Below are 24782 nucleotides of genomic sequence, written 5' to 3' on the forward strand. Positions count from 1 at the left end.
AATGGAAAAACAGCAGAAGACCCTCACCATGAGCGTGCTGATGACCCCGGACATGGCCAACTTTTCCGGACATGTCCATGGCGGCGCCACGCTCCGGCTGCTGGATCAGGCCGCCTATGCCTGCGCGGCCCGTTACTCCAACAACTATGTGGTCACCCTGTCGGTGGACCAGGTCTTTTTCCGCGAACCGCTCAGAGTCGGCGAACTGGTGACCTTTCTGGCCTCGGTCAATTACACCGGCAAGACCTCCATGGAAGTGGGCATCCGGGTCATCGCCGAAGACATCATCAAACACCACAGCCGTCATGCCATGACCTCCTACTTCACCATGGTGGCGGTGGACGGAAACGGCCGCCCGGTCCGGGTGCCTTCACTTGACATCGAAACACCCACCGAGCGGCGCCGCTACGAGAATGCCGCCATGCGCCGGGAACTGCGCCAGGAGATCGAACGCCGGCACGAGCAGATTCGCCAGCAGTACCGGCCGACGCCGGCATCATGAAGCGGCACTGATCAGTTCCCAGCCTTCGTGGAGCAGCAGCAGGGCCAGCACCAGCAACATCCCGCCCAGGGCGCGCATGGTGTGGATGTAGGGTCTGCCGGAGAGCAACCGTCTTGATCGGCCCACCAGCACGGCGATGCCGATCTTGGCACCCACCAGCAGCAGATAAAAGCTGCCGATGAAGGCCGCCGCGGCAAACCAGGTCTGCTCCAGCGCCCTGACCGTCAGGGGGCCTCCCACGGTCAGCCAGAACAGGTAGGGATGGGGACTCAGGACATTGACCAGCACCGCCTTTTGCAGCGACCGCTCCCGGGGCGCCGCTTCCGCCCCCATGGGGCTGCCGGAAAACGTCAGTCCCTGCCAGGCCAGGTAGCACAGGAACACCCCGCCGCCCAGGGAGATCAGGCCCAGCAGGGTATCCAGTCCGGAAAGCCGGCTGAGTACGAAGAGGGTCAGCAGAATGATGGGAAGATCCGTCAGTACCGGCGCCAGGGCCACCTTGATCCCGGCGCGGGCACCATGTTGCAGGGTTTCGGAGATCACCAGGGCCAGCAGGGGACCCGGCGCCATGCCGGCGGAAAATCCCAGGATCATCCCGGTGCTTAGGCTGGTGATCATCGATGTGACCTTTTTGTTCCTGTATTCGATCAATGGATTCCCGCTTGCGCGGGAATGACGTATTCAAAAAAACCTCAGCGGTGCCAGTGGCGGCGGGCCGCGTGACGATGCCCCGGCTGCACGATGACCCCCTCCCCCGGCACAAAGTCCACCCGCAGGGCGCCTTCATGGGCGGGGTCCAGCAGCGGAATGCCACGGACCCGAAGCCGTTCGAGGGTTTCTTCATGGGGATGCCCCAGGCGGTTTTCAAAACCGGTGCTCACCAGGGCCAGCCGGGGTGAAACCCGGTCCAGCAGGGCCTCCGACGAGGACGTGCGCGAACCATGGTGAGGCAACAGCAGCACGTCCGCGGACAGTCCCTCCCCTTCACCGCGCACCAGTACGGCCTCTCCCAGTCGCTCCACATCCCCGGGCAACAGCACCGAACCCCCGGGGCCGCTCACATGGAGCACACAGGAAGACTCGTTGTCATCCCCCCAGCCCGGCGGTGGATGCAGCATGCGGAACGTCACCCCGTCCCATTGCCAGGTCTCGCCCCGCAGACACTCCCGGCTCAGGGCATGGGGCAACCGCTCCGGAGACCGGCTCAGCACCTCGCCCACCCGAAGACTGTCCAGGATGGCCGGGGCGCCGCCGATATGATCGTTGTCGCCGTGGCTGACCACCAGCCGATCCACCCGCCCCCGTCCCTCGTGCCGCAGATAGGGCACCACCGCCGCCGATCCGGCATCAAAGCGCGGGCTGAAGCGCGGGCCCGTGTCGTAAACCAGGGTATGGTCACGGGTCTGCACCACCGTGGCCAGCCCCTGCCCCACATCCAGCACGGTGAGCCGAAACTCCCCCGGCTGCAGTGACGGCCTGGCCGGCCAGAGCATGGGCAGCAGCAACAGCACTCCCAACCAGCGGGCAGGCAGGGCTCGGGGCGCCAGGATCAGGGCCAGCCCCAGCAGGGCCGGCCACAGGGTCCAGAACGGGGGCGCCGCCCGCCACAGGGACCAGGGCCATGATCCCATGTGCTCCAGCAACGGCCACAGGAGGCTGACGGCCAGATGGGCCGCCAGCCAGCACCACTGGGCGGCCCAGGGGATCAGCGGGGCCAGCAACACACCGCCCAGGGTGAGGGGAACGACCACCACGCTGACCCAGGGCACGGCCACCAGGTTGGCCAGCGGGGAAACCAGCGAGCCATGCTGGAACATCACCAGGGTCAGGGGCAGTAGCCCGACCCCCGCCACCCACTGGATACGCAGCACCGCCCTGATCCCGCCGGGTCTTTGCAATCGACCCGTCATGGCATACAGGATCACCCCCACGGCGGCAAAGGAGAGCCAGAATCCGGCATCCAGCACCGCACGCGGGTCCAGCCCCAGCACCACCAGCAGCGCCAGCGCCAAGGTCCGGCCCGGCCGGGCCACGCGCCCGAGCCAAAGGGCACCCAGGGCCACCACGAGCATGGCCAGGGCCCGCTGGGTGGGGACGGCAAATCCGGCCAGGGCCGCATAACCGGCGGCGCAGATCAAGGCACCGATCACCGCCGCCCGCTGGGCGGGCAGCCTCAGTGCCAGCGCCGGCACCCGTCGCCAGCCCCAGAGCATCAAGCCGTATCCCATCCCCGCCATCAGGCCCACATGCAGGCCGGAGATGGCCATCAGGTGATTGGTGCCGGTATCGATCAGGGTGGTCCACTGCTCCGGCGCGATACCGGAACGGTCCCCGACCGCCAGTGCCCGCAGGATCCCGGCGTAGGGGCGCCCGTCCAGCCCCTGCCCCATCCGCTCGACCAGATCGGCCCGCAGGCGATGCAGCCGATGGATCGGGCGGTCATCCATGCCGAGCCGTAGTGCCGAGTCCGGCTCACGCACATAGGCGGTGGCACCGTAACCCTGGCGAAACAGCCAGCCCTCATAATCGAAACCACCGGGATTGCGAAACCCCGTGGGCCGGCGCAGGCGCAGGGTCAGCTGCCAGCGCTCCCCGGGTACCATGTCGGGAGACTGCCCGTACCAGGCCACCCGTACCCGTCGGGGCAGCCGCTCATCCGGGTCGTACATGCCGTCCGCCCGGCCTTCGACCCGAAAACCGAAGCGAACCCCGCGGTCCAGTGCTTCCGGCAGGGAGTCCACCACCCCAATCAGGGTCATGTCCTGTCCGGAGAGTCCCGCGGGCAGCCACGGACCGGCCACCAGATGAGTGTGCAACAAAGCCCATGAAAAGCCTAACAGGGCGATGGCCGGCCATCGCGCCAAAGGCATGAATCTGTAGAATAGGGGCACGGCCAGGCAGACAACGACCCACGCAAGCGTGGGCAGATGGGGAAGGCTGTGGAGGACCAGCACCCCGAGAAGAAACGCCAAGGCCTGGCTTTGCATCTTCCGCTCCCTGGAAAAGCATCCATAATGGGCGGCCCGCCCGAGGCATCCGCCGCGGGACCGTGGCCCCCCGAACCGTGCAAGAATCCATGGCAAAAAAGCTCATCAAGAGCCTGTTTCCAACCTACCACAAAGTACGGGAACATGAATCCCTGCGCTTCTTCGGCGCGGTACTCAATGATCCCAACCTGTGGCACCTGAACCGACGGTCCGTGGCCGGAGCGTTCGGCGTCGGCCTGTTCGTGGCCTTTCTGCCCATCCCGGCCCAGATGCTCACCGCGGCTGCCCTGGCGATCATCGTGCGGGTGAACCTGCCCATTTCCGTGCTGCTGGTCTGGATCAGCAACCCCCTCACCATGGCCCCCATCTACTACGTCGCCTACACCATCGGGCGTTTCCTGATGGGCGAGCCGCGGCGGGGATTCTCCTTTGAACTGAACCTGTCCTGGTTCACCGGGGAACTGGTGGTGATCTGGAAACCGCTGCTGCTGGGCAGTCTGGTGATGAGCGTGGTCGCCGGGCTGGCGGGGTACATCGCCATACGGTTGCTATGGCGACTGCACATCGTGCGCCGTCTGGACCTCAAGCGGCGGCGCCTTCCCCGGCTCGGACGCCGCGGAGGACCGGCGCAGGGGCCTTAGCCGCCCTTCTTCCAGCATCATGACCCGGTCCATGCGCTCCGCCAGTTGCATGTCGTGGGTCACCACCACAAAGGCGGTGCGCAACTGGCGATTCAGACGCAGCATCAGCTGGAAGATCTCCTCCGCCCGCCCTCGATCCAGATTGCCGGTGGGTTCATCCGCCAGCACCGCGTGGGGCTCGGTGATCAAGGCGCGAGCAATGGCGGCCCGCTGACGCTCCCCGCCGGAGAGTTCACCCGGCTTGTGGGCCACGCGGTTGGTCAATCCCACCCGCTCCAGCAGGCTGCGGGCACGGTCCGCCGCCACCCCCGGATTCTCGCCACGGATCAACAGCGGCATGGCCACGTTTTCCAGCGCCGTGAATTCCGGCAACAGATGATGAAACTGATAAATGAACCCCAGATGCCGATTGCGCAGTTTGCCGCGTCTGGCGTCGGAAAGGCGGGCCACGTCCTGGCCACAGATGCTCACCGTGCCCTGGGTGGGCAGATCCAGCCCCCCCAGGAGATGCAGCAGGGTACTCTTGCCGCTGCCCGAGGCACCAACGATGGCCACTTTCTCCCCCGGCTGCACCTCCAGATCGACGGCGCTCAGGACATCCACCTTGAGTCCGCCTTCATCGAAGGTCTTGCCAAGGCCGCGGCACTGGATCACCGGGCCTCGGGTATCGATCTGCCAATCCACCATGAACGTTCTCCCGCTACTCGTATCGAAGGGCATCGGCCGGCTGGGTGCGGGAGGCCCGCCAGGCCGGATACAGGGTGGCAATCACCGTCAGACCAAAGGCCAGCAGGCCCACCCGCGTGACATCGTGCAGCTTCAGGTCGGACGGCAGGTCGGAGATGTAGTACACATCCGGCGACAGGAACTTCAGGCCCAGCAGGGATTCGATGGCGGGAACGATGGTTTCCACGTTCAGGGCCAGCGTGACCCCGCCGATCACCCCGAGCACCGCGCCGACCACGCCGATCAGCGTCCCCTGGACCATGAAGACCAGCATCACCGAGAACGGTGTCATGCCCAGGGTGCGCAAGATGGCGATGTCCGACTGCTTGTCGATCACCACCATCACCAGAGTGGAGACGATGTTGAAGGCCGCCACCGCCACGATCAGCGACAGAATGATGAACATGACGGTCTTTTCCGTCTGCACGGCACGGAAGAAGTTGGCGTGCTGGCGGGTCCAGTCATTGACCCAGAAGCGCCCCTCCAGCTCGGAGGCCACCTGACGGGCAATCAGCGGTGCCCGCATCATGTCATCCAGCTTCAGACGCAGGCCGGTGACGGCATCATCCATCCGGTAGATCTGTTGGGCATCGTCCAGATGGATGAAGGCACTGCTGCGGTCATATTCGAACATGCCCACCTCGAACACCCCCACCACGTCCAGACGACGCATGCGCGGCAGCACGCCCACGGGGGTCACCGCCGCCTGGGGAGTGATCAGCGTCACCTTGTCGCCCACGCCCACGCCCAGCGCCAGCGCCAACTCCCGTCCCAGCACCACGCCGAACCGTCCCGGCTGCAACCCATCCATGCTGCCGAGGATGATGTGTTCACCCACCTGGGAGACACGGGCCTCCAGATCGGGCACCACGCCGCGGATCATCGCCCCGCTGACCTGCCGGCCACTGGAAAACATCCCTTCCGCCTCCACGAAAGGCGCCACGCCCACGACACGGTCGGCCCCTTCCACCTGGGCCATCACCTCGGGCCAGTGGCGCAGGCGGCCATCGAATTCGGCAATGGTGGCGTGGGACGCCATGCCCAGGATGCGCTCCCGCAGCTCCTTCTCGAACCCGTTCATCACCGACAGCACCGTGATCAGCGCGGTGACGCCCAGGGCAATCCCCAGCATGGAAATGAGGGAGATGAAGGAAATGAAGTGGTTGCGGCGCTTGGCACGGGTGTAGCGAAGGCCGACGAAGATCTCAAGGGGTCGAAACATGGGCGGATTAAATCACAGGCCAAGGTGAATTCATATGTGGATCGACAGGTCCACCGGCAGGGGACGCATGAGTTCAATCCCGCAAGGCGAGACCCGGGCACCCAGTGCCAGCACCTCCACCCCGGCCGCATGGGCCCGGCGCAGCCAGATCCCGTATTCCGGATCGATGGCATCCGCCGGACGGACACCGTGGACATCCTCTCGCTGGACGCAGAAGATCAGGGCTGCCCGATGCCCCGCCTCCACCATGGCGATCAGCTCCCGCAGGTGCTTGCTGCCACGACTGGACACGGCATCGGGAAACAGGGCCACGCCCCCCTCCTGTACGGCCGCCGTAACGTTCTTCACTTCCACGTAGCAGTCCACGCCGTCCAAATCCAGCAACAGATCGATGCGACTGTTGTGCAGACCGTACTTCACCTCCCGTCTCAGGCCGGTGAAGTGTGCCAACTCCGGCACCCTGCCGGCACGGATCGCCTCCTCCACCAGCGTATTGGCGCGACCGGTATGGATGCCCACAATGACCCCGTCGGCCTCCACCAGTTCCCAGGTATGGGGGTATTTCCGCTTCGGATCCTCGGAACGGCTGAGCCAGACCCGGGACCCCGGCGTCATGCAGCCCAGCATGGAACCGGTATTGGGGCAATGGGCGGTGATCGTCTCGCCGTCATCCATGAGCACGTCGGCCAGAAAACGCTTGTAACGCCGCTGCAGGATGCCGGAAGCCAGGGGCTGGGAAAAGATCATCGGACAAAGGGTCTCCATCGGGGAACGGGCGGGAACGGGCAGTATTTCCTCACCCTGGGTGCGGTGCTATATTCAGACACATCAAGCCAGTCCGGAGACCATGATGCCAAGAATGCCCGCCTTCTGTGCAGTCCTTGCCGGGGCCCTGTTCATGGTATCCACCGCGACCGCCGACATCCTCGTCATGCCCGACGGCACCCCCCGGGTGGTACAACAACCGGAACAGCCCGTTCGTGGCATGCACAAGAACACGGTACTCCATCGCCATGGCGAACCCGAAGTCCGTCATCCCACGGTGGGCCGGCCTCCCATCACCCGTTGGGACTACCACGACTTTTCCGTGGTTTTCGAAGGCCGTTACGTGATTCACACCGTGGTGCGCGGCAGCCGAGCCCCGCATCCCTGATCCCCGCATAACCCCCGAAGATACGTCCATGTCCCGCACCCTGCTCCCCGAGTGGGCGCCTCAGAGCGCCGTGATGCTCACCTGGCCCCATGAAGACACCGACTGGGCACCGATCCTGGAGGAAGCCGAAACGGTCTTCTGCCGGATCGCCCATGAAGTCACCCTGCGCCAGGGCCTGGTAGTCACCTGTCAGGATGAGACCCACGAGGCCCATGTCTGTCGGCGTCTGACCGAGGCGGGCGTGGACATGACCCGGGTGATCACCGGGCTGGCTCCCGCCAACGATACCTGGGCGCGGGATCATGGCCCGATCACCGTGCTGGCCGACGGCGCCCCGTTGATGCTGGACTTCACCTTCAACGGCTGGGGCGGCAAGTACCCGGCGGAGGCGGACAACGCCGTCACCCGTCGACTGCACCAACAGGGAGCCTTCGGCAATCTGCCCCTGACCACGGTGGACTTCGTGCTGGAAGGCGGTTCCATCGAGTCGGACGGTCTGGGCACCCTGCTCACCACCCGTCAGTGCCTGCTGACGCCCACCCGCAATCCCGATCTGGACGAAGCCGGCATCGAGGCCGTGCTGCGGCGGGAACTGGGCGTGGAGCGGATCCTGTGGCTGAGCGAGGGTCATCTGGCGGGGGATGATACCGATAGCCATGTGGACACCCTGGCACGGCTGTGCAGCCCCGACACCATTGCCCATGTGGTCTGCGATGACCCCGAAGATCCCCACCATGCCCCCCTGGCGGCGATGACGGCGGAACTGGAGGCCTTCAGAACCCCGGAGGGCAAGCCCTACCGGCTGATCCCCCTGCCCCTGCCGGCCCCGATTCATGACGAGGAAGGGCGGCGACTGCCGGCGACCCATGCCAATTTCCTGATCATCAACGGGGCGGTGCTGGTGCCGACCTATGGGGATCCAACCGATGCGGTGTCCCTCACCCGCCTGGCGGAAGCCTTCCCGGAGCGGGAGATCGTGGGCATCGACTGCCGCCCCCTGATCCATCAGTTCGGCAGTCTGCATTGCGTGACCATGCAACTGCCGGCCGCCATCGACTGACAAAAGATGGCTTATTGAGTCCCTGTGGGAGCCTGTCCGCCGGCGAACGGGGCTATGGCATCATCCCGCAGGGGGAATACTCCCGGGGGGCCGAGCCACGGATGAACGGCATCCAGCGCGCGGTCTCGCACTGCTCCAATGCCCGCAGACCGTAGGCCGGGTCCACCAGCAACCACTCGATCTCCTCCGGCGGGGTCTGCGACAGCCCCCGTCGGGCCACCCGGGCCATCACCTCGCCCCAGACCGGCAGGGCGCCGCTGGCACCGGTCAGCCCGGTGGGCTGGTTGTCATCCCGCCCCACCCAGACCACGGACAGGACATCCCCGCTGTAGCCGGCAAACCAGGCATCCCGCAGCTCATCCGTGGTGCCCGTCTTGCCCGCCACCGGCAGATCCGCCGGCAGCCGCCGCTGCAGGGCGCGACCGGTACCGCTGCGGGTCACCTCATGCAACGCCGCCGTCACCAGATAGACCGCCTCGGGATCCGCCGCCAGGCGCAGGGACAGGGGGTAACGCTGCAACAGTTGACCCTCCCGATCCACCACTTCCCGGATCGCCCGCAGGGGGACCTGGTAGCCACCGGAGGCCAGCCCCTGATAGAGGGCCGTCACTTCCAGCGGCGTCATGTCCACCGCCCCCAGCACCAGCGAGGGAAACGGCGGCACCCGACGCTCCAGCCCCAGGGCGTTGAGCTGATCCACCACGTTGGCGATGCCCAGATTCAGACCCAGCCGGGTCGTGGAGATGTTGTAGGACTGGACCAGGGACTCCTGGGCGGTGACCCAGCCATGGTACTGACGATTGGCGTTGCGCGGGGTCCAGGTATCGCCGTTCTCCAGACGCACGGTCAGGGCCTCGTCATCCAGCAGGGTGGCCAGGGTGAAACGTTCCGGCCGGGACAGGGCGGCCAGATAGACCATCGGCTTGATCACCGAACCCACCGGCCGACGGGCCTGCAGGGCCCGATTGAAGGCGGCCTGACGCATCTGCCGATCTCCCACCAGGGCCAGAACCTCGCCATTGTCCGCGCTGGTGACCACCACCGCCCCCTGCAGACTCCCCGCCTCCAGACGCCGCTCCCGCTCCAGCCGGTCCAGTTCCCGGGTCAGGGCCTGCTCGGCCGCCAGCTGGGCCATCGGATCCAGGGTGGTGAAGATCAGCAGCCCCTCTTCCCGCAGGTCTTCATCCCGATAATCCCGACGCAGCTGCTCCCGCACCAGCTGGATATAGGCCGGGAACGGGCTGACACCGGACGGGGCCTGGGCGCTGACATTCAGCGGCCGGGCCTGGGCCCCGGCCAGTTCATCCGCACTCAGATATCCCGCCTGTCCCATCAGTCCCAGGACCAGGTTACGACGGTTCATGGCCCGCTCCGAACGCCGCCTGGGTTCATAGAAATTCGGCCCGCGGATGATGCCCACCAGCAGGGCCATCTCCGCCACCTCCAGTTCATTGAGACGGCGCTGGAAATAGAACTGACTGGCCAGACCAAAGCCGTGAATGGCGCGCGCGCCGTCCTGCCCCAGATAAACCTCGTTCAGGTAGGCCTCCAGGATCTCGTTCTTGTCATAGCGCCGTTCCAGCAGCAGGGCCATGATGGCCTCGTCGAACTTGCGCGCCAGGGTACGGTCCTGCGTGAGGAAGTAGTTCTTCACCAGCTGCTGGGTCAGGGTGCTGCCCCCCTGCACGGTACGTCCCGCGCGCAGATTGGCCAGGGCGGCGCGGGCAATGCCCATGGGGTCGACCCCGAAGTGCCGGTAGAACTTGCGGTCCTCCACCACCAGCAGGGCCTGGATCAGCGCCGGCGGCACGTCTTCCAGGCGCACCAGCACCCGGTCCTCCCCGTGGGAGGGATAGATATTGGCGATCAGCGCCGGCTCCAGACGCAGCAGCGAGACGGGTCCGCCGGCGTCCAGATCCTCCAGGGCCGAGACCTGACCACCGCCGAAGCTCACCCGGACCCGCCGCGGCGGCTCATGACCATCGGCGAACGGGAACCCCCGGGTACGGATCACCAGGCTGTTCCCCTGACGTCGATACTCGCCTTCCCGATCCCCTTCCCGGTAGTGGAGCAGGCTCAGTTCCCGAACCAGGGCATCGGCATCCAGCGGCAACCCCACGTACAGCTCCAGGGGGCGGGCAAACACCCGCGCCGGTAGCGCCCAGCGCTTACCCTCGAACTGGGCCTGGATCTGTCGATCCAGTTGCACTGCGTGATGCCCCAGCAACACACCCCCCACCACCAGGATCACCAGCAGCAGGGGCCAGAGCCGGAACCGACGGGGTGGACGGGACCTGCCGCCCTTGCGGGATGCGGTACGGGTACGCGCCTTGCCGCGGCCGGGGCGGCTGGAGGTGGAAGGCTTGCGGGTCTTGGTCATGACTCTGATCGACAGGAAGGCTGCGGTTTCGTGCCCTACACTATACCCTTGAATCCAGTTTCCCATCCGGAGCCTGTTCACACCCTCATGCACCCCGATCAGACGACGCAACAGACACTCATCCGGAGCCTGAAGCATCCGGCGGCCTATCCCCATCCCGTGGCGCAGGTGCAGTGCATCGAGACCCACATCTCCACGGTGCTGCTGGCAGGCGAGTTTGCCTACAAGATCAAGAAGCCGGTCAGCCTGGGATTTCTGGACTTTTCCAGCCTCGAACAAAGACGGCATTTCTGTGAAGAGGAACTGCGCCTGAACGGTCGTCTGGCGCCGAAGATATACGACGGCGTCGTCGCCTTTTCCGGCGATCCGACGCACCCCGCCTTCAACGGCACCGGCCCCGTCTTCGAATATGCGGTACGCATGCGCCGCTTTGATCCCGACGATACCCTGGATCATCTCCATGACCGAGGGCGCTTGACCCCGGACCTGATGGACGCCATTGCCGCCCGGCTGGCTCGCTTCCACGCCGACATCCCGGCCACCCGGGACCATGGCCGCCCGGCGCAGGTACTGGCCCCCATGCTGCAGAACTTCGAACACATCCGGGGCCTGCGGCCGGTCGGGCTGGATCTTGCGCCGCTGGCGCGCCTGGAAGCCTGGACCCGGGCACAACACCGGGCACTCACCCCCCTGCTGGAGCAACGGCATCGGGACGGTTTCATCCGCGAGTGCCACGGCGACCTTCACCTGGGCAACATCGCCCTGGTGGACGGGGAACCCACCCTGTTCGACGGCATTGAATTCAATCCGGCCCTGCGCTGGATCGACATCATCAGCGAAGTGGCCTTTCTCACCATGGATCTCATCGACCGGGGCGCGGAAGCCCATGCCCACCGGTTCCTCAATGCCTGGCTGGCGTCCACCGGAGACTACGAAGGCATGCCCCTGCTGCGTTTCTACCAGGTCTATCGGGCCATGGTGCGGGCCAAGGTGGCCGCCATTCGCCTGGACCAGCCGGACTTGTCCGATGCGGAGGTCCGGACGACCACGGCAGCCTGCCGTGACTATCTGCAACTGGCGGAGCGCTTCACCCGGCCGGGCGCGGTTGCCCTGTTCATCAACCACGGCTTTTCCGGCAGCGGCAAGACCACCCTGAGTCAGCCTCTGGTGGAAGCCACCGGCGCCATCCGCATTCGCTCCGACGTGGAGCGCAAGCGCCTGGCGGGCATGGATGCCCACGAGCGCGGCAAGGACGAGTACCAGCAGGGCCTGTACAACCAGGACCGAACCGCCCAGACCTACGACCGGCTGGCGGCGTTGTCCACCTTGCTGCTCCGGGCCGGATACCCGGTGATCGTGGACGCCACCTTTCTCAAGGCGGACGCCCGCGCCCGGTTTGCCGACCTGGCCCGGGATCTGGGTGTTCCATTTCGGGTGCTGGATTATCAGGCGGACCCGGACTGTCTGCGGGAACGAATCACCCGCCGCATGACCGCGGGCGATGATGCCTCGGACGCCGACCTGGAAGTGCTGGAGATGCAGTTGCAACACCATGACCCGCTGGGACCGGATGAGCCCGTCATCACCCTCCGGGCAGACCACCCCCCACCGGTGAATCAGATACGGGAACTGCTGTATACCCCATCAAACTGACGAGGCAAATCCGATGAGTCCATGGCTTCGCCTTGCCCTGGTTGCCGCGACCCTGCTGCTGGGGGCCTGCGGCACCAGCCCGACACGTCCGCCCGCGGACCCCGAGACCCTGGACCCCCAGCGCTCTCAGGTCGTGTTTCATGCCCTGTCCATGGTGGGCAAGCCCTACCGATACGGCGGCACATCACCGGAGGACGGGTTCGATTGCAGTGGACTGGTGTGGTTCACCCACCATCACGCGGGCATCCCGGTACCTCGCACCACCACCACCCAGAGTGAGGGCGTACGGCGGATCTCGACTCAGGCACTGACACCAGGTGACCTGCTGTTCTTTCGCACCGGCCGTGCCGGTCCCGGCCATGTGAGCATCTATATCGGTGACGGACGTTTCGTACACGCCCCGTCCAGCGGACGGCCCGTCACCACGGAAGACCTGGATCATCCCTACTGGAGCCGGCGGTTCCTGCATGCCGGCCATTTCTACTCACCCTGAAGGAGCGCCCGACCATGATGCCGACGTCCGTCCGTGCCCTGTGCCTCGTCCTGCTGGGCTGCCTGACCCTGGGCCTGCCCGTCCAGGCCGTGGAGCCGAGGATCGTGAATGAACACCTGAAGGTCTATAGCATCGAGGGCGACTATGCCCTGTACCGGGAAGCCCTGGAGATGGCCATCATCGACCGCGGCATCGTCATCAACAATGTGGCCCATATCGGCGCCATGCTCTCCCGCACCGGAGCGGACATCGGCGGGGAAGCGATTTTCATCCAGGCCGAGGCCCTGGAGTTCTGCAGTGCCGTGCTGTCGCGGCGCATGATGGAAGCCGAACCTCACCACATCGTCTTCTGCCCCTACGTCATCAGCGTGTACGAGTTGGCGGATGCACCGGGCACCATCCACCTGGCCTACCGGCGCCCCACCCTGCCGGGTGACGCGCAATCCCGGGAGGCCCTGGAAGCGGTGGATACCCTGCTGGACGAGATCGTTCGGGAGGCGCTGGCGTTCTAAGCGGTGTCGGTATGGACACTCGGACAACGACGCAGGATACTGTCGGCATCAGTGGATCACCCCCCCTCCGGAGGGCTCATGGATCGACTTGGCCCCCGCATCAGCCTGGCCATCGGCGCCCCCATCATCGCCTTCATGGTGATCGCCGGGATGGCACTCTTTGACCGGCAACAGTTCAGCCATGATGTATCCGAGGGCCTGGCTGTCGCCGGTCTCGCCCTGGAGAGCAAGCGACTGATCCACGCGCTGCAGGCGGAACGGGGCAGTTCCGTGGGTTTTCTGAGCGCCCGAGACAACGATTTCCAGATCATTCTGGAAGAAGCCCGCCGGAGCACGGATGCCGGCATGGCGCGCTTCATGCCCCTGGCAAGAGAAGCCCTGGATATCGAAGACCCCGTCCTTCAGCAACTGATGGGAAGGCTGCTGATCGATCTGGATCACCTGGAAAACCACCGCGTCGAGGTGGATCACCTCGGTTTGGAGCCTGTCGAGGCCCTGCTCCTTTACAACCGCCTGGTGGAGGCGACGATCCTGATCGCCACCCACATCCCCGAGACACTGCCCAACGCGGATATCCGAAAACTCATCACGGCCTACCGGCCATTGCTCCTCCTCAAGGAGTATTCAGGTCTTGAACGGGCATTGGGCAGCGCCTGGCTGAGCGCACGGGAACCGGATTCACTGGTGTTCCAGCATTATGTCAGTGCGGTTGCCATTCAGGGCAATCATCGCGGCCAGTTCATGGCGCTCGCACCACCCCATCTGGCCGACCGCCTCGTCACCATCGAGGCCCAACCGGCCAATCAGGAATTGCTGGCCGCGCGCGCGGCCATCCTCAATTACGGCGTGGCGGCCAAACCCGAATACCTGAGCGCCGTTCGATGGTTCAATGTCACCACCGAACGGATCAATGCCCTGCTGGAGCTTGAGATAACCCTGACCGGGGAAATCATGACCCAGGCCGGGAACGCCCGGAAACGGGCCCAGCATGAGGTCATCGTGCTACTGAGCACGATTTTGTTGTTGCTGGGTCTGAGTCTGGGGCTCTCGGTCGCCATTGCCCGGGATCTCGTCCACCGATACAGGATGCATCAGGCATCCATGGACCGGATCGCTCACATGGCCCGCCATGACCCCTTGACGGACCTGCCCAATCGACGTTACTTCACCGAACTGCTGGAGCAAAGACTGCAATCCGCCAGGTCGACCCACACCCCATGCACCCTTTGCCTGCTGGACCTCAAGGGATTTGCGGACGTGAACCGGATCTGGGGCGAGTCGGTGGCGGATCAGGTACTGATGCAGGTGACCGACAACATCCGGGTCACCAACCCCCCCGACATACTGCTGGCCCGGATCTATGGTGACCAGTTCGCCCTGTTCACCGAACACCAACCGGGTTCCTGGGATTCAGCAGCCTTCGCGGAGCGGATTCTTAAAGTGCTGGACGCCCCCTTGAAGGTGGGGCAAAGACGGATCGACACAAGCGGCAAGGCCGGCCTGATCACCTGCCCGCCCTACCCCGAACACGCCACTGAACTGCTGGCCCTGGCCGGCTTCGCGCTGGAGCATGCCAAATCCGACCACCGGCGGCAGTTCCGCTCGTATGAACCGGTGATGCTGGCCAATCACACCGCGCTCAAGCAACTGGACCATGACCTGGAAAAAGGACTGAAGGAAGGGCAGTTCACCCTGCACTACCAACCCAAGATTGACCTGCAAACGGGTCTTGTCGTCAGTGTGGAAGCGCTGTTGCGATGGCATCACCCTGATCGGGGAAACGTCCCTCCGGACATGTTCATCCCCAGGGCCGAGGCCAACGGTACCATCATTGAAATCGGAGATTACGTACTGAGGGAAGCGTGTCGTCAGGCTCAGCACTGGCGGGAACACGGTCATCCGACACTGACCATGGCGGTCAACCTGTCCACCGTGCAGGTCTACCAGGCGGACCTGCTGGAAAGGGTGAAACAGGCGCTGACACAGTCGGGACTGCCCGCCGAAGCCCTGGAACTGGAACTGACCGAAAGCGGCCTGATGCAAGACATGGACACCGCGGTCTCCGTGCTGCGGCAGCTGGTGGAACTGGGTATTTCACTGTCCGTGGATGACTTCGGTACCGGTTATTCTTCCCTGGCCTATCTGAGACGTTTCCCGGTGGACGCCCTGAAACTTGACAAGCGTTTTGTACAGGATCTGGAAGCCGGGGCCGGAGAAGAAGCGGAAACCGTTGCCGAGGCGGTGCTGGCCATGGCCAGGAGCCTGTCCCTGATCTGCGTGGCGGAGGGCGTCGAGACCCCGGCACAGGCTGCCTGGTTGAAGGAGAGGGGATGTCAGCAGGCACAGGGATACCTCTACGGCCGGCCACTCCCCCCGGAGCAGTGTGAAAAACTGCTTGGCCCGCAAGCGGGATCATCCCTTTCCGCCGAGCCGTGATGACCACCCGCGCGAGCGGCCGTCACGGCCCGGGATTGGCGGCTATCTGACGGGGCGCTCCCGCAAGGCCGCGGCGCCGTCATGGGACTGGCGATCGGCCCCGAGCAGCATCGGCAACTCTTCCACCTCTTCGGTCATGAACTGATCGCCGTCCATCCAGGGGGGCGGGTTGCCGGGCCACATCTCCAGGGTCCGGGCCAAGGTGGGGCTCTCCATGCCGCTGAACAGATCGGCCATGGCGTCCTGTGACACGGGCGTCTGCAGGGTCAGCACCAGCCCGGTCAGCATCACCAGACCACCCAACAGAAAGGGGCGGTCACCGGAAAGGGCTTGGGAACGAATGGGGTCGGACATGATACCAGCCTCAAGCTTGAGTCGTTTGCAGGGTATAGCCGACTTGGACCCGGATTCAAGCCAAAGATTCCTCGCCCGCCGGCTCAACTCCCGATCCGGCGCCGCACAAACCGGAGCAGGCCGCCCAGCAGGGGGATCTGGTCATACAGGTATTCGGCCGGGTCCCAGTAGTCGATATGGCTGAAGACCTTGCCCTCGTCGTTGAACAACACCCGGCTGATGCCGTCCACGTCCAGATGTAGCCGGCCGTCGGCACCCTCGTCCCGGTCCATGAAACGCCAGTGGAAAAAGGCCGTATTGCCCTGGACGGCCCAGCAATGCACATAGAATCGCGGGGCCGGACACTGACGGAACATGTGCCGGAACACCGCGGCAATCTGCTCCAGCCCCGTCACGTCGTTGAAGGGGTCCTTGAAGCGGGCATCCGCCGTGAAGAACTCGTCCAGCCGGGCCAGATCCGGCTCCCTGAGCTGAGAGAAAAATTCGGCATACCGCCGCGCCCATGCATCCATTGATTCGCTCATCGGCCGTCCACCATGCGTCGGGTCAGCGCCAGAAAGAGGCGATGGGGCAATATTCTGAGGCTTTTCATGATCAGGGCAAAGGGGCGAGGGAAACTGATTTCGAAACCCTTGCCCTCCAGTCCCTTCATGATGGCGTCCACGGCCGCGTCCGACTCCATGAGAAAGGGCATGTGGAAGCGATTCTTGTCGGTCATGGGGGTCTTCACGAACCCGGGATTGATCACCCGCAGCTGCACCCCCCGCATGGCCAGTTCCGGTTGCAGGGACTCGGCCATGTTGATCACCGCCGCCTTGGAGGCCCCATAGGGCGCGGCCCTGGGCAAGCCCCGATAGCCGGCCAGGCTGGCGGTCACCAGGATCCGCCCCTCGCCCCGTGACAGCATGAAGGGCATCACCGCCGCCAGTCCGTTCACCACGCCCAGATAGTTGACCTCCATGATGCGCCGGAACAGGTCGGGATCGAAGTCCTCCAGGCCCATGGGCTCATAGTCGCCGGCGTTGAAGATGGCCGTCCCGATGGGACCCATCCGGGACTCGATCTGCGCGGCCACGTCGGCCAGTCCCCGGGTATCGGTGACGTCTCCCGGGAAGACCTCAATGGCACCGGGTACCGGTGATTGCTCCGCCAGCGCCTGCAACCGCTCGCGGCTGCGGGAGGTCACCGCCACGCGCCGACCGGTGGCGGCCAGACGCAGGGCCAGTGCCTTGCCGATGCCGGTGCTGGCCCCCACCAGCCAGACCAGCGGTGGGGTCGTTACGGTTTGTACCTGATTCATTACCGTCTTCCTCCTGTCCCGCAAAGGTCTACACAAATATTATACAACGATTGTACAATCCTGCTCATGAATCCTGCTCCGGCTCTCCCCATTCCCGCTTCGGACGAAGACGGGCTCTACCCCATCCGCACCGTGTCTTCGGTCACCGGTGTCAACGCGGTGACACTGAGGGCATGGGAGCGACGCCATGGGCTGATCTCGCCCCAGCGGACACCCAAGGGACACCGGCTTTACAGCATCCAGGACATCGAACGCATCCAACAGATACTAGCCCTTCTGGAACAGGGGATTTCCATCGGCCGGATTCGTGGTGTACTGGAACAGGACCTGTCCCCGGCCACCGCATCAACACCCTCCCCTGTCGTGACACCACAGACGGCCTCGCCCCGGATCACGGCGGATGCCTGGCGGGACTACCGCTATCGGATGGAACACGCAGTACGGCAATTCAGCACCCGGAGACTGGAAAAGGTCTATGGCGATGCCATGTCCCTGTTCCCCCCTCAACAGGTGATATGCCGCCTGATCCACCCGTTGCACCAGGCCCTGGCACAACACACGGCTCAAGGCGCCGAGGCAGAGGCGGAAAGCCGATTTTTCCAGGCCTGGGCCTGCCAAGCCCTGTGTTCCCGACTGCGTCATGAGTTGCACCACGGCTCCGGACCCTTGCTGGGCATTGCCCCCCTGCCCCATGAAGCCGATCACCTGGAATTGCTCATGCTGTCTCTGCTGCTCGCCATCCGTGGGCTGCGGGTCACGCGGCTCTCGGGCCCGGTCTCTCTGGCGGCCATCGAATCCCTATCCCGCCAGGTCGCACCGGCGGGCATGGTCCTGTGCGGACAGCACCCTCGGGCCGCGCAGCTTGAACCGTGGGCCACCACCCTGAGCATCCCGGTCTTCCTGGCCCTGACAGACAACGGACACCTCCCGTCGGCCTGGCATGGCCGAGGCATTCACCTGCTGCCCCCGGATCCCCAAGCGGCCGCCGAACACATCGGCAGTCGTCTCCAGCCATCGAACTCCCCCATGGAATCCCCATGAAACCCATCCTGCTGTGGCTGCGCCGCGACCTGCGCCTGGCGGACAATCCGGCCCTGGCCCACGCCCTGCGGACAGGGCAGCCGGTGATCCCTGTCTACATCCACGCACCGGAGGAAGAAGCCCCCTGGTCCCCCGGGGCCGCCTCCCGCTGGTGGCTGCATCACAGTCTGGCCGCCTTCTCCCGCGCCCTGGAGGCAGCGGGCTCACGGCTGATCCTGCGCCGGGGAGCCAGCCTGGAAACGCTCCTGCGGCTGGTCGACGAGACGGGGGCCGGGCAGGTACTCTGGAACCGGGTGTATGAGCCCGCTCTGATCGAACGGGATCGCCGGATCAAGGCGGCCCTGAAGGACCGGGGACTGGCGGCGGAGAGCTTCAACAGCGCCCTGCTGTTCGAACCCTGGACGGTCAGCAACAAGAGCGGCGAACCCTACCGGGTGTTCACCCCCTTCTGGAAGGCCTGCTGCGCCACGGGGCTCCCCGATGACGTGGAAACCACACCGGAATCCATCACGGCGCCGACATGCTGGCCCGACGGCGATCACCTGGAATTCTTTGATCTGCTGCCCCGCATTCCCTGGGACCAGGGCATGGCTGCCTGCTGGCAGCCGGGCGAGGACGGTGCCCACCGGGCACTGGAACATTTTCTGGCGGGCGCCGTCCTGACCTACAAGACCGACCGGGACCTGCCGGGACAACCGGGCACCTCTCGCATGTCGCCCCATCTCCATTTCGGCGAAATCGGCCCAAGACAGCTGATCCGGGCCTGCCGGCGCCTGCAGGCGCAGGGAGCGGGGGCCGCCGCCGGCGCCTCGCTGGAGGCCTTCATGCGGGAGATCGGCTGGCGGGAATTCGCCTTCCACCTGCTGTTTCATTTCCCCCACACACCCGAACAACCGCTGGATGAACGATTTGCGGATTTTCCCTGGCGTGATGCCCGGGACTACGCGGCGGATCTGGAAGCCTGGCGACGGGGTCGCACCGGCATCCCCTTGGTCGACGCCGGGATGCGGGAGCTCTGGCACACGGGCTGGATGCACAACCGGGTACGGATGATCGTCGCCTCGCTACTGGTCAAGAACCTGCGCATTCCCTGGCAGACGGGGGCACGCTGGTTCTGGGACACCCTGGTGGACGCCGACCTGGCATCCAATACCCTGGGCTGGCAATGGACCGCCGGTTGCGGGGCTGACGCGGCCCCCTACTTCCGGGTGTTCAACCCGGTGCTGCAGGGAGAGCGCTTTGATGGCCGGGGTGAGTACATCCGGCGCTGGGTACCGGAGCTCAAACCTCTGCCGGATCGGTATCTACAGGCTCCCTGGACCGCCCCCGCGGGCCTGGTGCCAAGGGAGTATCCGCGCCCGCGGGTCGACCTGGGGGAAAGTCGCAAGGCGGCCCTGGCGGCATGGGAGCAGCTCAAGGGCGCCTCGCGGTCCGAAGCATCGGGGACGCCCTGAATTCCCCGTCACGCCTCTCTCCCACGTGAACCCGTCACTCTCAGCCGCGACGGATCAGGTCCATGAACTCCGACCGGGTACGGGCATCCTCCCGGAAGGTGCCCAGCATCACCGAAGTCACCATGGTGGAGTTCTGCTTCTCCACCCCCCGCATCATCATGCACATGTGACGGGCCTCCGCCACCACGGCCACGCCCTTGGCACCGGTCACGTCCATGATGGCCTGGGCGATCTCCCGGGTCATGCTTTCCTGAATCTGCAACCGACGGGCGAACATGTCCACGATGCGGGCCACCTTGGATAGCCCCAGCACCTTGCCGTCGGGCAGATAGGCCACGTGGCACTTGCCGATGATGGGCAGCAGGTGATGCTCACACAGGGAATACAGCTCAATGTCCTTCACCAGCACCATCTCGTCGCTGCTGGAAGCGAACAGGGCGCCGTTGACCAACTCTTCCAGTGACTCATGGTAACCCCGGGTCAGGTACTGCATGGCCTTGGCGGCCCGCAGGGGCGTGCCCTTGAGGCCCTCCCGTTCCGGGTCCTCACCCAGACCCACCAGCATCTTCCGATAATGGTCCGCCAGGGCCTCGGCCGACATCAGCTTGAGCGGGGCTTTCATGGTGCCGTCTCCGGCAATCTGCGCAACTGGCTTCATGGTCTTGATCTCCTGATGATTCATGAAATGACCACCGTCCCGGAGGCGGTGGTGCGTTGCCTTTTTCAAACCATCTTCACAGGTGTTCCGGCTTTCCCGGCCTTGCTGATGCTGGCTTCCAGTGTTCTAGCAGCTATGCTCGCCAATGGGGCGTGCACGGCAATCGGTATCGTCGGCACGGATCAGGAACGTTGACGCGGCATCGGGTGTCGAACCACTCTGTCAGGCCCGGCCGAGGGCGGCACACAGGCCGTGCAAACGTATCCCGAGTTAGCTTGTACAGCATTTTACAATCCTTGTACAGTTAATGTATAAGAACAATTCCAGATCTGAGGAAATGAGCACATGGCCCGTGAACGTATCGCCGTCGTTGGTGCAGGCATCTCCGGACTGGCCGCCGCCTGGCTGCTGTCCCGTCACTATGACGTCACCCTGTTCGAAAGGAATGATTACATCGGCGGACACACGAACACGGTGGACATACCGGGACGCAAAGGCCCCCGCGGCGTGGACACGGGCTTCATGGTGTTCAACCACCGCAACTATCCGCACCTCACCGCCCTGTTCCAGCACCTTGGCATCACCAGCCAGCCCACCGACATGTCCTTCTCCGCCTCGGTGGGCAATGGGCGCCTGGAATATGCAGGATCGGACCTCAATACCCTGTTTGCCCAGCGCCGCAACCTCACCAGTCCGCGCTTCCTTCGGATGCTGGCGGATATCATGCGCTTCAACCGAGCCGGCAAGCGCCTGCTGGAAACCGGCACCAGCACGGACATGACCCTGGGGGGCTATCTGCTCAATGAGGGCTACGGACCCGGCTTCCGGGATGACTACCTGCTGCCCATGGCCGCGGCCATCTGGTCCTGCCCCACCCACAAAATGCTGGACTTTCCGCTGCTGTCCTTCCTGAACTTCTTTGCCAATCACGGCCTGCTGGACCTGAGCAACCGCCCCCAGTGGCACACCGTCACCGGCGGCAGTCGGGAATACGTGAGAAAGATGCTTGCCGCCCTGCCGGAGAATGTCCATGTGGCCCGCCGGGTGGTGGCGGTGCAGCGTCAGGAAGCCCGGATCCGCCTGATCATCGAGGATGGCTCGGAGGCCTTTTTCGATCAGGTCGTGTTCGGCTGCCATGCCGACGAAACCCTGGACATGCTGGAAGCGCCTTCCGAGGACGAAACCCGGATCCTGAAGGCCTTCCAGTATCAGCCCAACCGGACCATCCTGCACACCGACACCCGCCTGATGCCGAAGCTGCGCAAGGTCTGGTCTTCCTGGAACTACCTGGCCCGTCACCGTCTGACCGATGCCCCGGCCAACGAGGTTTCCGTCACCTACTGGATGAATCGCCTCCAGGCCCTGGACGAGCCGGAGGAATACCTGGTCAGCCTCAATCCTCTGGAAGAACCACTGCCGGAGAAGGTGATACAGGAGATCATCTATCACCACCCGGTCTTCGATCAGGGGGCCATGGACGCCCAGCGGATCCTGCCCACGATCCAGGGCCGTGACCGACTGTGGTTCTGTGGTGCCTGGACCGGCTACGGCTTCCACGAAGACGGACTGCGCTCCGCCCTGCAGGTGGCCGCTCAGCTCGGTGTCAATCCACCCTGGACCGTGGCGCCCCAGGCCGAAAATGCCCTGCCGGTTCGCACCCTGCCCCGGGTCGAGGCATCCGAGGTATGACGCAACCTCACCGCCTCTACCGCACCCGGGTCATGCACCGCCGGCTGTTCCCGGTGGAATATCGCTTCATCTACCGGGTCTTCAGCCTGCTGGTGGACGTGGACCGGCTGGATGATCTGGACCGATCCCTGCGCCTGCTTTCGGTCAACCGCTTCAACCTGCTGAGCCTGAATGTTCGCGATCACGGCCCCCGTGACGGGTCGCCCTGGCGACCCTGGGTGGATGCCTGCCTGGGCCGGGCAGGGATCGACCTGGAAGGGGGACAGGTGCAGCTACTGTGTTTTCCCAGAGTGCTGGGATACACCTTCAACCCGCTGAGCCTCTGGTACTGCCGGCACCGGGACGGCAGTCTGCGGGCCATCATCTGCGAGGTCAGCAACACCCTGGGAGACTGCCATCACTATCTCCTGCACGCCGACGGTGCCCCCATGACATGGCCGGTGCGCGCCTCACAGGAGAAGCTGTTCTACGTCTCCCCCTTCATCGAGATGGACGCCCGCTATCAGTTCCGGCTGTCGGAGCCCGATGAGGCATTGAATGTCCTGATCCACGAATACCAGGATTCCCGACTGATGCTGTCCGCGGCTCAGACCGGCCACGCCCGTCCCCTCACCGACGGTGAACTGCTCAGGGCGACGGTCGCCGTTCCCTTCATGACCCTCAAGGTCATTGCCGCCATCCACTGGCATGCCCTGAAGATCTGGTGGAAAGGTGGACAGTACTACAGCAAGCCGACGCCGTCCTGAAGAGGAGAAACACCGATGTCCCTGGAACAGACCCCCACCCAAGGCAGCACCAGCACCCTCGCCTCCCGCGCCCCGTCCCTGGCCCTGCGTCTGCTGCTGCGCCATCTTCGGCACCTGCATCAGGGGGTTCTCACCATCGAGACGCCGGATGGCCATCGCTGGACCATCGAGGGCCGGCATCCCGGCGGCAGCGGAGAAATCCGCATCCACCGCCCCTTCGCGCTGGTACGGCGCCTGCTCACCCGAGGGCTGGTGGGATTCGGTGAAGGCTACATGGTGGGTGACTGGGACAGCCCCGATCTGCCCGCCCTGCTCAACATGGGCGCGGTGAACCAACCCCACATTCCCCATCTGGTGAACGGTTCAAGGCCGGCCCACCTGTGGGACAGCCTGCGCCATCGCCTGCGGGGCAACAGCCGTCCCGGCAGTCGCCGCAACATCGCCTTTCATTACGACCTGGGCAATGACTTCTACCAACAATGGCTGGACCCCACCATGACCTATTCCGCGGCCGTGTTCGAGCAGCCGGAGGAATCCCTGGAGACGGCACAGACACGCAAATACGCCCGGCTGCTGGAACGCCTGGAGGCCGCGCCCGGTGCGCATATCCTGGAGATCGGTTGCGGCTGGGGCGGCTTTGCCGAACATGCGGCCCGCCAGGGCTACCGGGTGACCGGCATCACCCTGTCCCGGGAGCAACTGGACTACGCCCGCCGACGCATCAAGGCCGCCGGACTGTCGGATCGGGTGGAACTGCGACTGCAGGACTACCGCGACCTGAAAGAGCAGTTCGACCACGTGGTCTCCATCGAGATGTTCGAGGCCGTGGGAGAACGGTGGTGGCCCACCTGGTTCCGGATCGTGCGGCAATGTCTGCGTCCCGGCGGCCGTGCCGCCGTTCAGGTCATCACCATCGACGTCAAGGCCTTTGACTACTACCGCACCCATGCGGACTTCATTCAGCTCTACATCTTCCCGGGAGGCATGCTGCCCTCGGTACCGGCCTTTGAACAACACGCCACCGAGGCGGGGTTGAAGATCAGGGAAACCGCCTTCTTCGGCCAGGACTATGCGGACACCCTGCACCACTGGTACCAGCGGGTGTGCGAGCAGGCACCGGCCATCCTGAGTCTGGGCGGTTATGACCAGCGATTCCTGCGCACCTGGCGTTTCTATCTGGCCTATTGCGAAGCAGGATTCCGCTCCCGCAACACGGACCTGATGCACGCCGTGCTGGAGGCGAAATGATGAAACCCGAAGACTATGCGAACACCACACCGGCCCTGGATCTGGAGGCCTATTTCACCGGCGACGTGCGGGCCTGGGGACTGTTCCAGGATCGTTTCGGCAAGGTCAGGCGCCAGTTCACGGTGGATATCCGGGGATACGTGGAAGACGGCGAACTGGTGCTGGAAGAGGATTTCGTCTACCTGGACGGTGAAGAGGACCGACGGGTCTGGCGCCTGAGACGCCTCGACGAACACACCTATGAAGGCCGTGCCGCCGATGTGGACGGGGTGGCCGTGGGCAAGCTTTACGGTCAGGCCTTCAACTTCCGTTACGTGCTGAACCTGCCCATCGGTACCCGGGTGGTGAAGGTCAATTTCGATGACTGGATGTTCATGCACGAGGACGGGGTGCTGGTGAACCGGGCCGTGATGAGCAAGTTCGGCATCCGCCTGGGGGAAGTGACGCTGTTCTTCCAAAAGCAGGACAGGGAACCGGAGTCTGCATGAAATGGAAAAACCGTGCCGTCGCTCTCTCTGCACTGCACC

25 protein-coding genes are annotated in these 24782 nt (G+C 64.7%); 15 read left to right on the forward strand and 10 right to left on the reverse strand.

What is annotated here, in order from left to right; genetic code table 11:
* The first annotated feature begins 1 nt into the window (after position 1).
* A complete protein-coding gene (locus tag ACLF6L_RS10805; protein ID WP_238615963.1) occupies positions 2–502 on the forward strand; it encodes an acyl-CoA thioesterase in 501 nt (166 codons plus the stop codon).
* Here ACLF6L_RS10805 and ACLF6L_RS10810 read toward each other — a convergent pair.
* Positions 497–1120: a LysE family translocator gene (locus ACLF6L_RS10810; RefSeq protein WP_238615962.1), complete on the reverse strand. Its 624-nt coding sequence runs from the start codon at positions 1118–1120 to the stop codon at positions 497–499. The genes ACLF6L_RS10805 and ACLF6L_RS10810 overlap by 6 nt on opposite strands.
* 74 nt (positions 1121–1194) lie before the next feature.
* Positions 1195–3489, reverse strand: coding sequence for a DNA internalization-related competence protein ComEC/Rec2 (locus ACLF6L_RS10815; protein WP_412851665.1), 2295 nt, complete (start codon positions 3487–3489; stop codon positions 1195–1197).
* Positions 3490–3578: 89 nt separating this feature from the next.
* On the opposite strand from ACLF6L_RS10815, the gene ACLF6L_RS10820 reads away from it, so the two are divergent.
* Complete coding sequence (locus ACLF6L_RS10820) at positions 3579–4130, forward strand: DUF2062 domain-containing protein (protein ID WP_238615960.1); 552 nt, start codon at positions 3579–3581, stop codon at positions 4128–4130.
* Here ACLF6L_RS10820 and lolD read toward each other — a convergent pair.
* The 3 genes from lolD to sfsA are packed head-to-tail and all read right to left on the reverse strand — an operon-like array spanning position 4038 to position 6825.
* A complete protein-coding gene (gene lolD / locus ACLF6L_RS10825; RefSeq protein WP_238615959.1) occupies positions 4038–4817 on the reverse strand; it encodes a lipoprotein-releasing ABC transporter ATP-binding protein LolD in 780 nt (259 codons plus the stop codon). The two genes, ACLF6L_RS10820 and lolD, sit on opposite strands and share 93 nt — an antisense overlap.
* A 13-nt stretch (positions 4818–4830) precedes the next feature.
* Positions 4831–6078 (reverse strand): lipoprotein-releasing ABC transporter permease subunit, encoded by a 1248-nt coding sequence (locus tag ACLF6L_RS10830; protein ID WP_238615958.1) that lies wholly within the window; start codon positions 6076–6078, stop codon positions 4831–4833.
* A gap of 30 nt (positions 6079–6108) precedes the next feature.
* Positions 6109–6825: a DNA/RNA nuclease SfsA gene (gene sfsA, locus ACLF6L_RS10835; RefSeq protein WP_238615957.1), complete on the reverse strand. Its 717-nt coding sequence runs from the start codon at positions 6823–6825 to the stop codon at positions 6109–6111.
* A 112-nt stretch (positions 6826–6937) separates the two neighbouring features.
* On the opposite strand from sfsA, the gene ACLF6L_RS10840 reads away from it, so the two are divergent.
* Positions 6938–7231: a hypothetical protein gene (locus tag ACLF6L_RS10840; protein ID WP_008932709.1), complete on the forward strand. Its 294-nt coding sequence runs from the start codon at positions 6938–6940 to the stop codon at positions 7229–7231.
* A gap of 28 nt (positions 7232–7259) precedes the next feature.
* Positions 7260–8291, forward strand: a complete 1032-nt coding sequence (locus ACLF6L_RS10845) for an agmatine/peptidylarginine deiminase (protein ID WP_238615956.1) — start codon at positions 7260–7262, stop codon at positions 8289–8291.
* Between the two features lie 52 nt (positions 8292–8343).
* Here ACLF6L_RS10845 and mrcB read toward each other — a convergent pair whose 3' ends face one another.
* Positions 8344–10671, reverse strand: coding sequence for a penicillin-binding protein 1B (gene mrcB, locus ACLF6L_RS10850; protein WP_412851666.1), 2328 nt, complete (start codon positions 10669–10671; stop codon positions 8344–8346).
* Between the two features lie 87 nt (positions 10672–10758).
* On the opposite strand from mrcB, the gene ACLF6L_RS10855 reads away from it, so the two are divergent.
* From ACLF6L_RS10855 to ACLF6L_RS10870, 4 genes are all read left to right on the forward strand, one after another.
* Positions 10759–12324: an AAA family ATPase gene (locus ACLF6L_RS10855; RefSeq protein WP_238615954.1), complete on the forward strand. Its 1566-nt coding sequence runs from the start codon at positions 10759–10761 to the stop codon at positions 12322–12324.
* A gap of 13 nt (positions 12325–12337) precedes the next feature.
* A complete protein-coding gene (locus ACLF6L_RS10860; protein ID WP_008932705.1) occupies positions 12338–12817 on the forward strand; it encodes a C40 family peptidase in 480 nt (159 codons plus the stop codon).
* Positions 12818–12831: 14 nt separating this feature from the next.
* Positions 12832–13329 (forward strand): DUF302 domain-containing protein, encoded by a 498-nt coding sequence (locus ACLF6L_RS10865; protein ID WP_238615953.1) that lies wholly within the window; start codon positions 12832–12834, stop codon positions 13327–13329.
* A 78-nt stretch (positions 13330–13407) separates the two neighbouring features.
* Entirely contained in the window at positions 13408–15765 is a 2358-nt protein-coding gene (locus ACLF6L_RS10870; RefSeq protein WP_238615952.1) for a putative bifunctional diguanylate cyclase/phosphodiesterase, read from the forward strand.
* A 42-nt stretch (positions 15766–15807) separates the two neighbouring features.
* On the opposite strand, the gene ACLF6L_RS10875 is transcribed toward ACLF6L_RS10870, so the two are convergent.
* From ACLF6L_RS10875 to ACLF6L_RS10885, 3 genes are all read right to left on the reverse strand, one after another.
* Positions 15808–16119: a hypothetical protein gene (locus ACLF6L_RS10875; protein WP_238615951.1), complete on the reverse strand. Its 312-nt coding sequence runs from the start codon at positions 16117–16119 to the stop codon at positions 15808–15810.
* 83 nt (positions 16120–16202) lie between these two features.
* Positions 16203–16643: a nuclear transport factor 2 family protein gene (locus tag ACLF6L_RS10880; protein ID WP_238615950.1), complete on the reverse strand. Its 441-nt coding sequence runs from the start codon at positions 16641–16643 to the stop codon at positions 16203–16205.
* Positions 16640–17419 (reverse strand): SDR family NAD(P)-dependent oxidoreductase, encoded by a 780-nt coding sequence (locus ACLF6L_RS10885; protein WP_238615949.1) that lies wholly within the window; start codon positions 17417–17419, stop codon positions 16640–16642. The genes ACLF6L_RS10880 and ACLF6L_RS10885 overlap by 4 nt, the downstream gene beginning before the upstream one ends.
* Positions 17420–17485: 66 nt before the next feature.
* Between ACLF6L_RS10885 and ACLF6L_RS10890 the strand changes: the two genes are divergently transcribed.
* Entirely contained in the window at positions 17486–18460 is a 975-nt protein-coding gene (locus ACLF6L_RS10890; protein ID WP_238615948.1) for a MerR family transcriptional regulator, read from the forward strand.
* Positions 18457–19914 (forward strand): cryptochrome/photolyase family protein, encoded by a 1458-nt coding sequence (locus ACLF6L_RS10895; RefSeq protein ID WP_412851667.1) that lies wholly within the window; start codon positions 18457–18459, stop codon positions 19912–19914. Before ACLF6L_RS10890 ends, ACLF6L_RS10895 begins: the two co-directional genes overlap by 4 nt.
* Positions 19915–19954: 40 nt before the next feature.
* On the opposite strand, the gene folE is transcribed toward ACLF6L_RS10895, so the two are convergent.
* Complete coding sequence (gene folE / locus ACLF6L_RS10900) at positions 19955–20536, reverse strand: GTP cyclohydrolase I FolE (RefSeq protein ID WP_238616143.1); 582 nt, start codon at positions 20534–20536, stop codon at positions 19955–19957.
* Between the two features lie 63 nt (positions 20537–20599).
* Between folE and ACLF6L_RS10905 the strand changes: the two genes are divergently transcribed.
* The 5 genes from ACLF6L_RS10905 (at position 20600) to ACLF6L_RS10925 (ending at position 24743) form a co-directional block, all read left to right on the forward strand.
* Positions 20600–20767 (forward strand): hypothetical protein, encoded by a 168-nt coding sequence (locus tag ACLF6L_RS10905; protein ID WP_412851668.1) that lies wholly within the window; start codon positions 20600–20602, stop codon positions 20765–20767.
* A 150-nt stretch (positions 20768–20917) separates the two neighbouring features.
* Entirely contained in the window at positions 20918–22261 is a 1344-nt protein-coding gene (locus tag ACLF6L_RS10910; protein ID WP_412851669.1) for an NAD(P)/FAD-dependent oxidoreductase, read from the forward strand.
* Positions 22258–23007 (forward strand): DUF1365 domain-containing protein, encoded by a 750-nt coding sequence (locus ACLF6L_RS10915; RefSeq protein ID WP_238615944.1) that lies wholly within the window; start codon positions 22258–22260, stop codon positions 23005–23007. The genes ACLF6L_RS10910 and ACLF6L_RS10915 overlap by 4 nt, the downstream gene beginning before the upstream one ends.
* Positions 23008–23022: 15 nt before the next feature.
* Complete coding sequence (locus ACLF6L_RS10920; RefSeq protein ID WP_412851671.1) at positions 23023–24255, forward strand: class I SAM-dependent methyltransferase; 1233 nt, start codon at positions 23023–23025, stop codon at positions 24253–24255.
* A complete protein-coding gene (locus ACLF6L_RS10925) occupies positions 24252–24743 on the forward strand; it encodes a DUF3833 domain-containing protein (RefSeq protein ID WP_238615942.1) in 492 nt (163 codons plus the stop codon). Before ACLF6L_RS10920 ends, ACLF6L_RS10925 begins: the two co-directional genes overlap by 4 nt.
* Positions 24744–24782: the final 39 nt, after the last annotated feature.

The sequence above is a fragment of the Ectothiorhodospira shaposhnikovii genome (genome assembly GCF_047222355.1).
GTDB lineage: Bacteria > Pseudomonadota > Gammaproteobacteria > Ectothiorhodospirales > Ectothiorhodospiraceae > Ectothiorhodospira.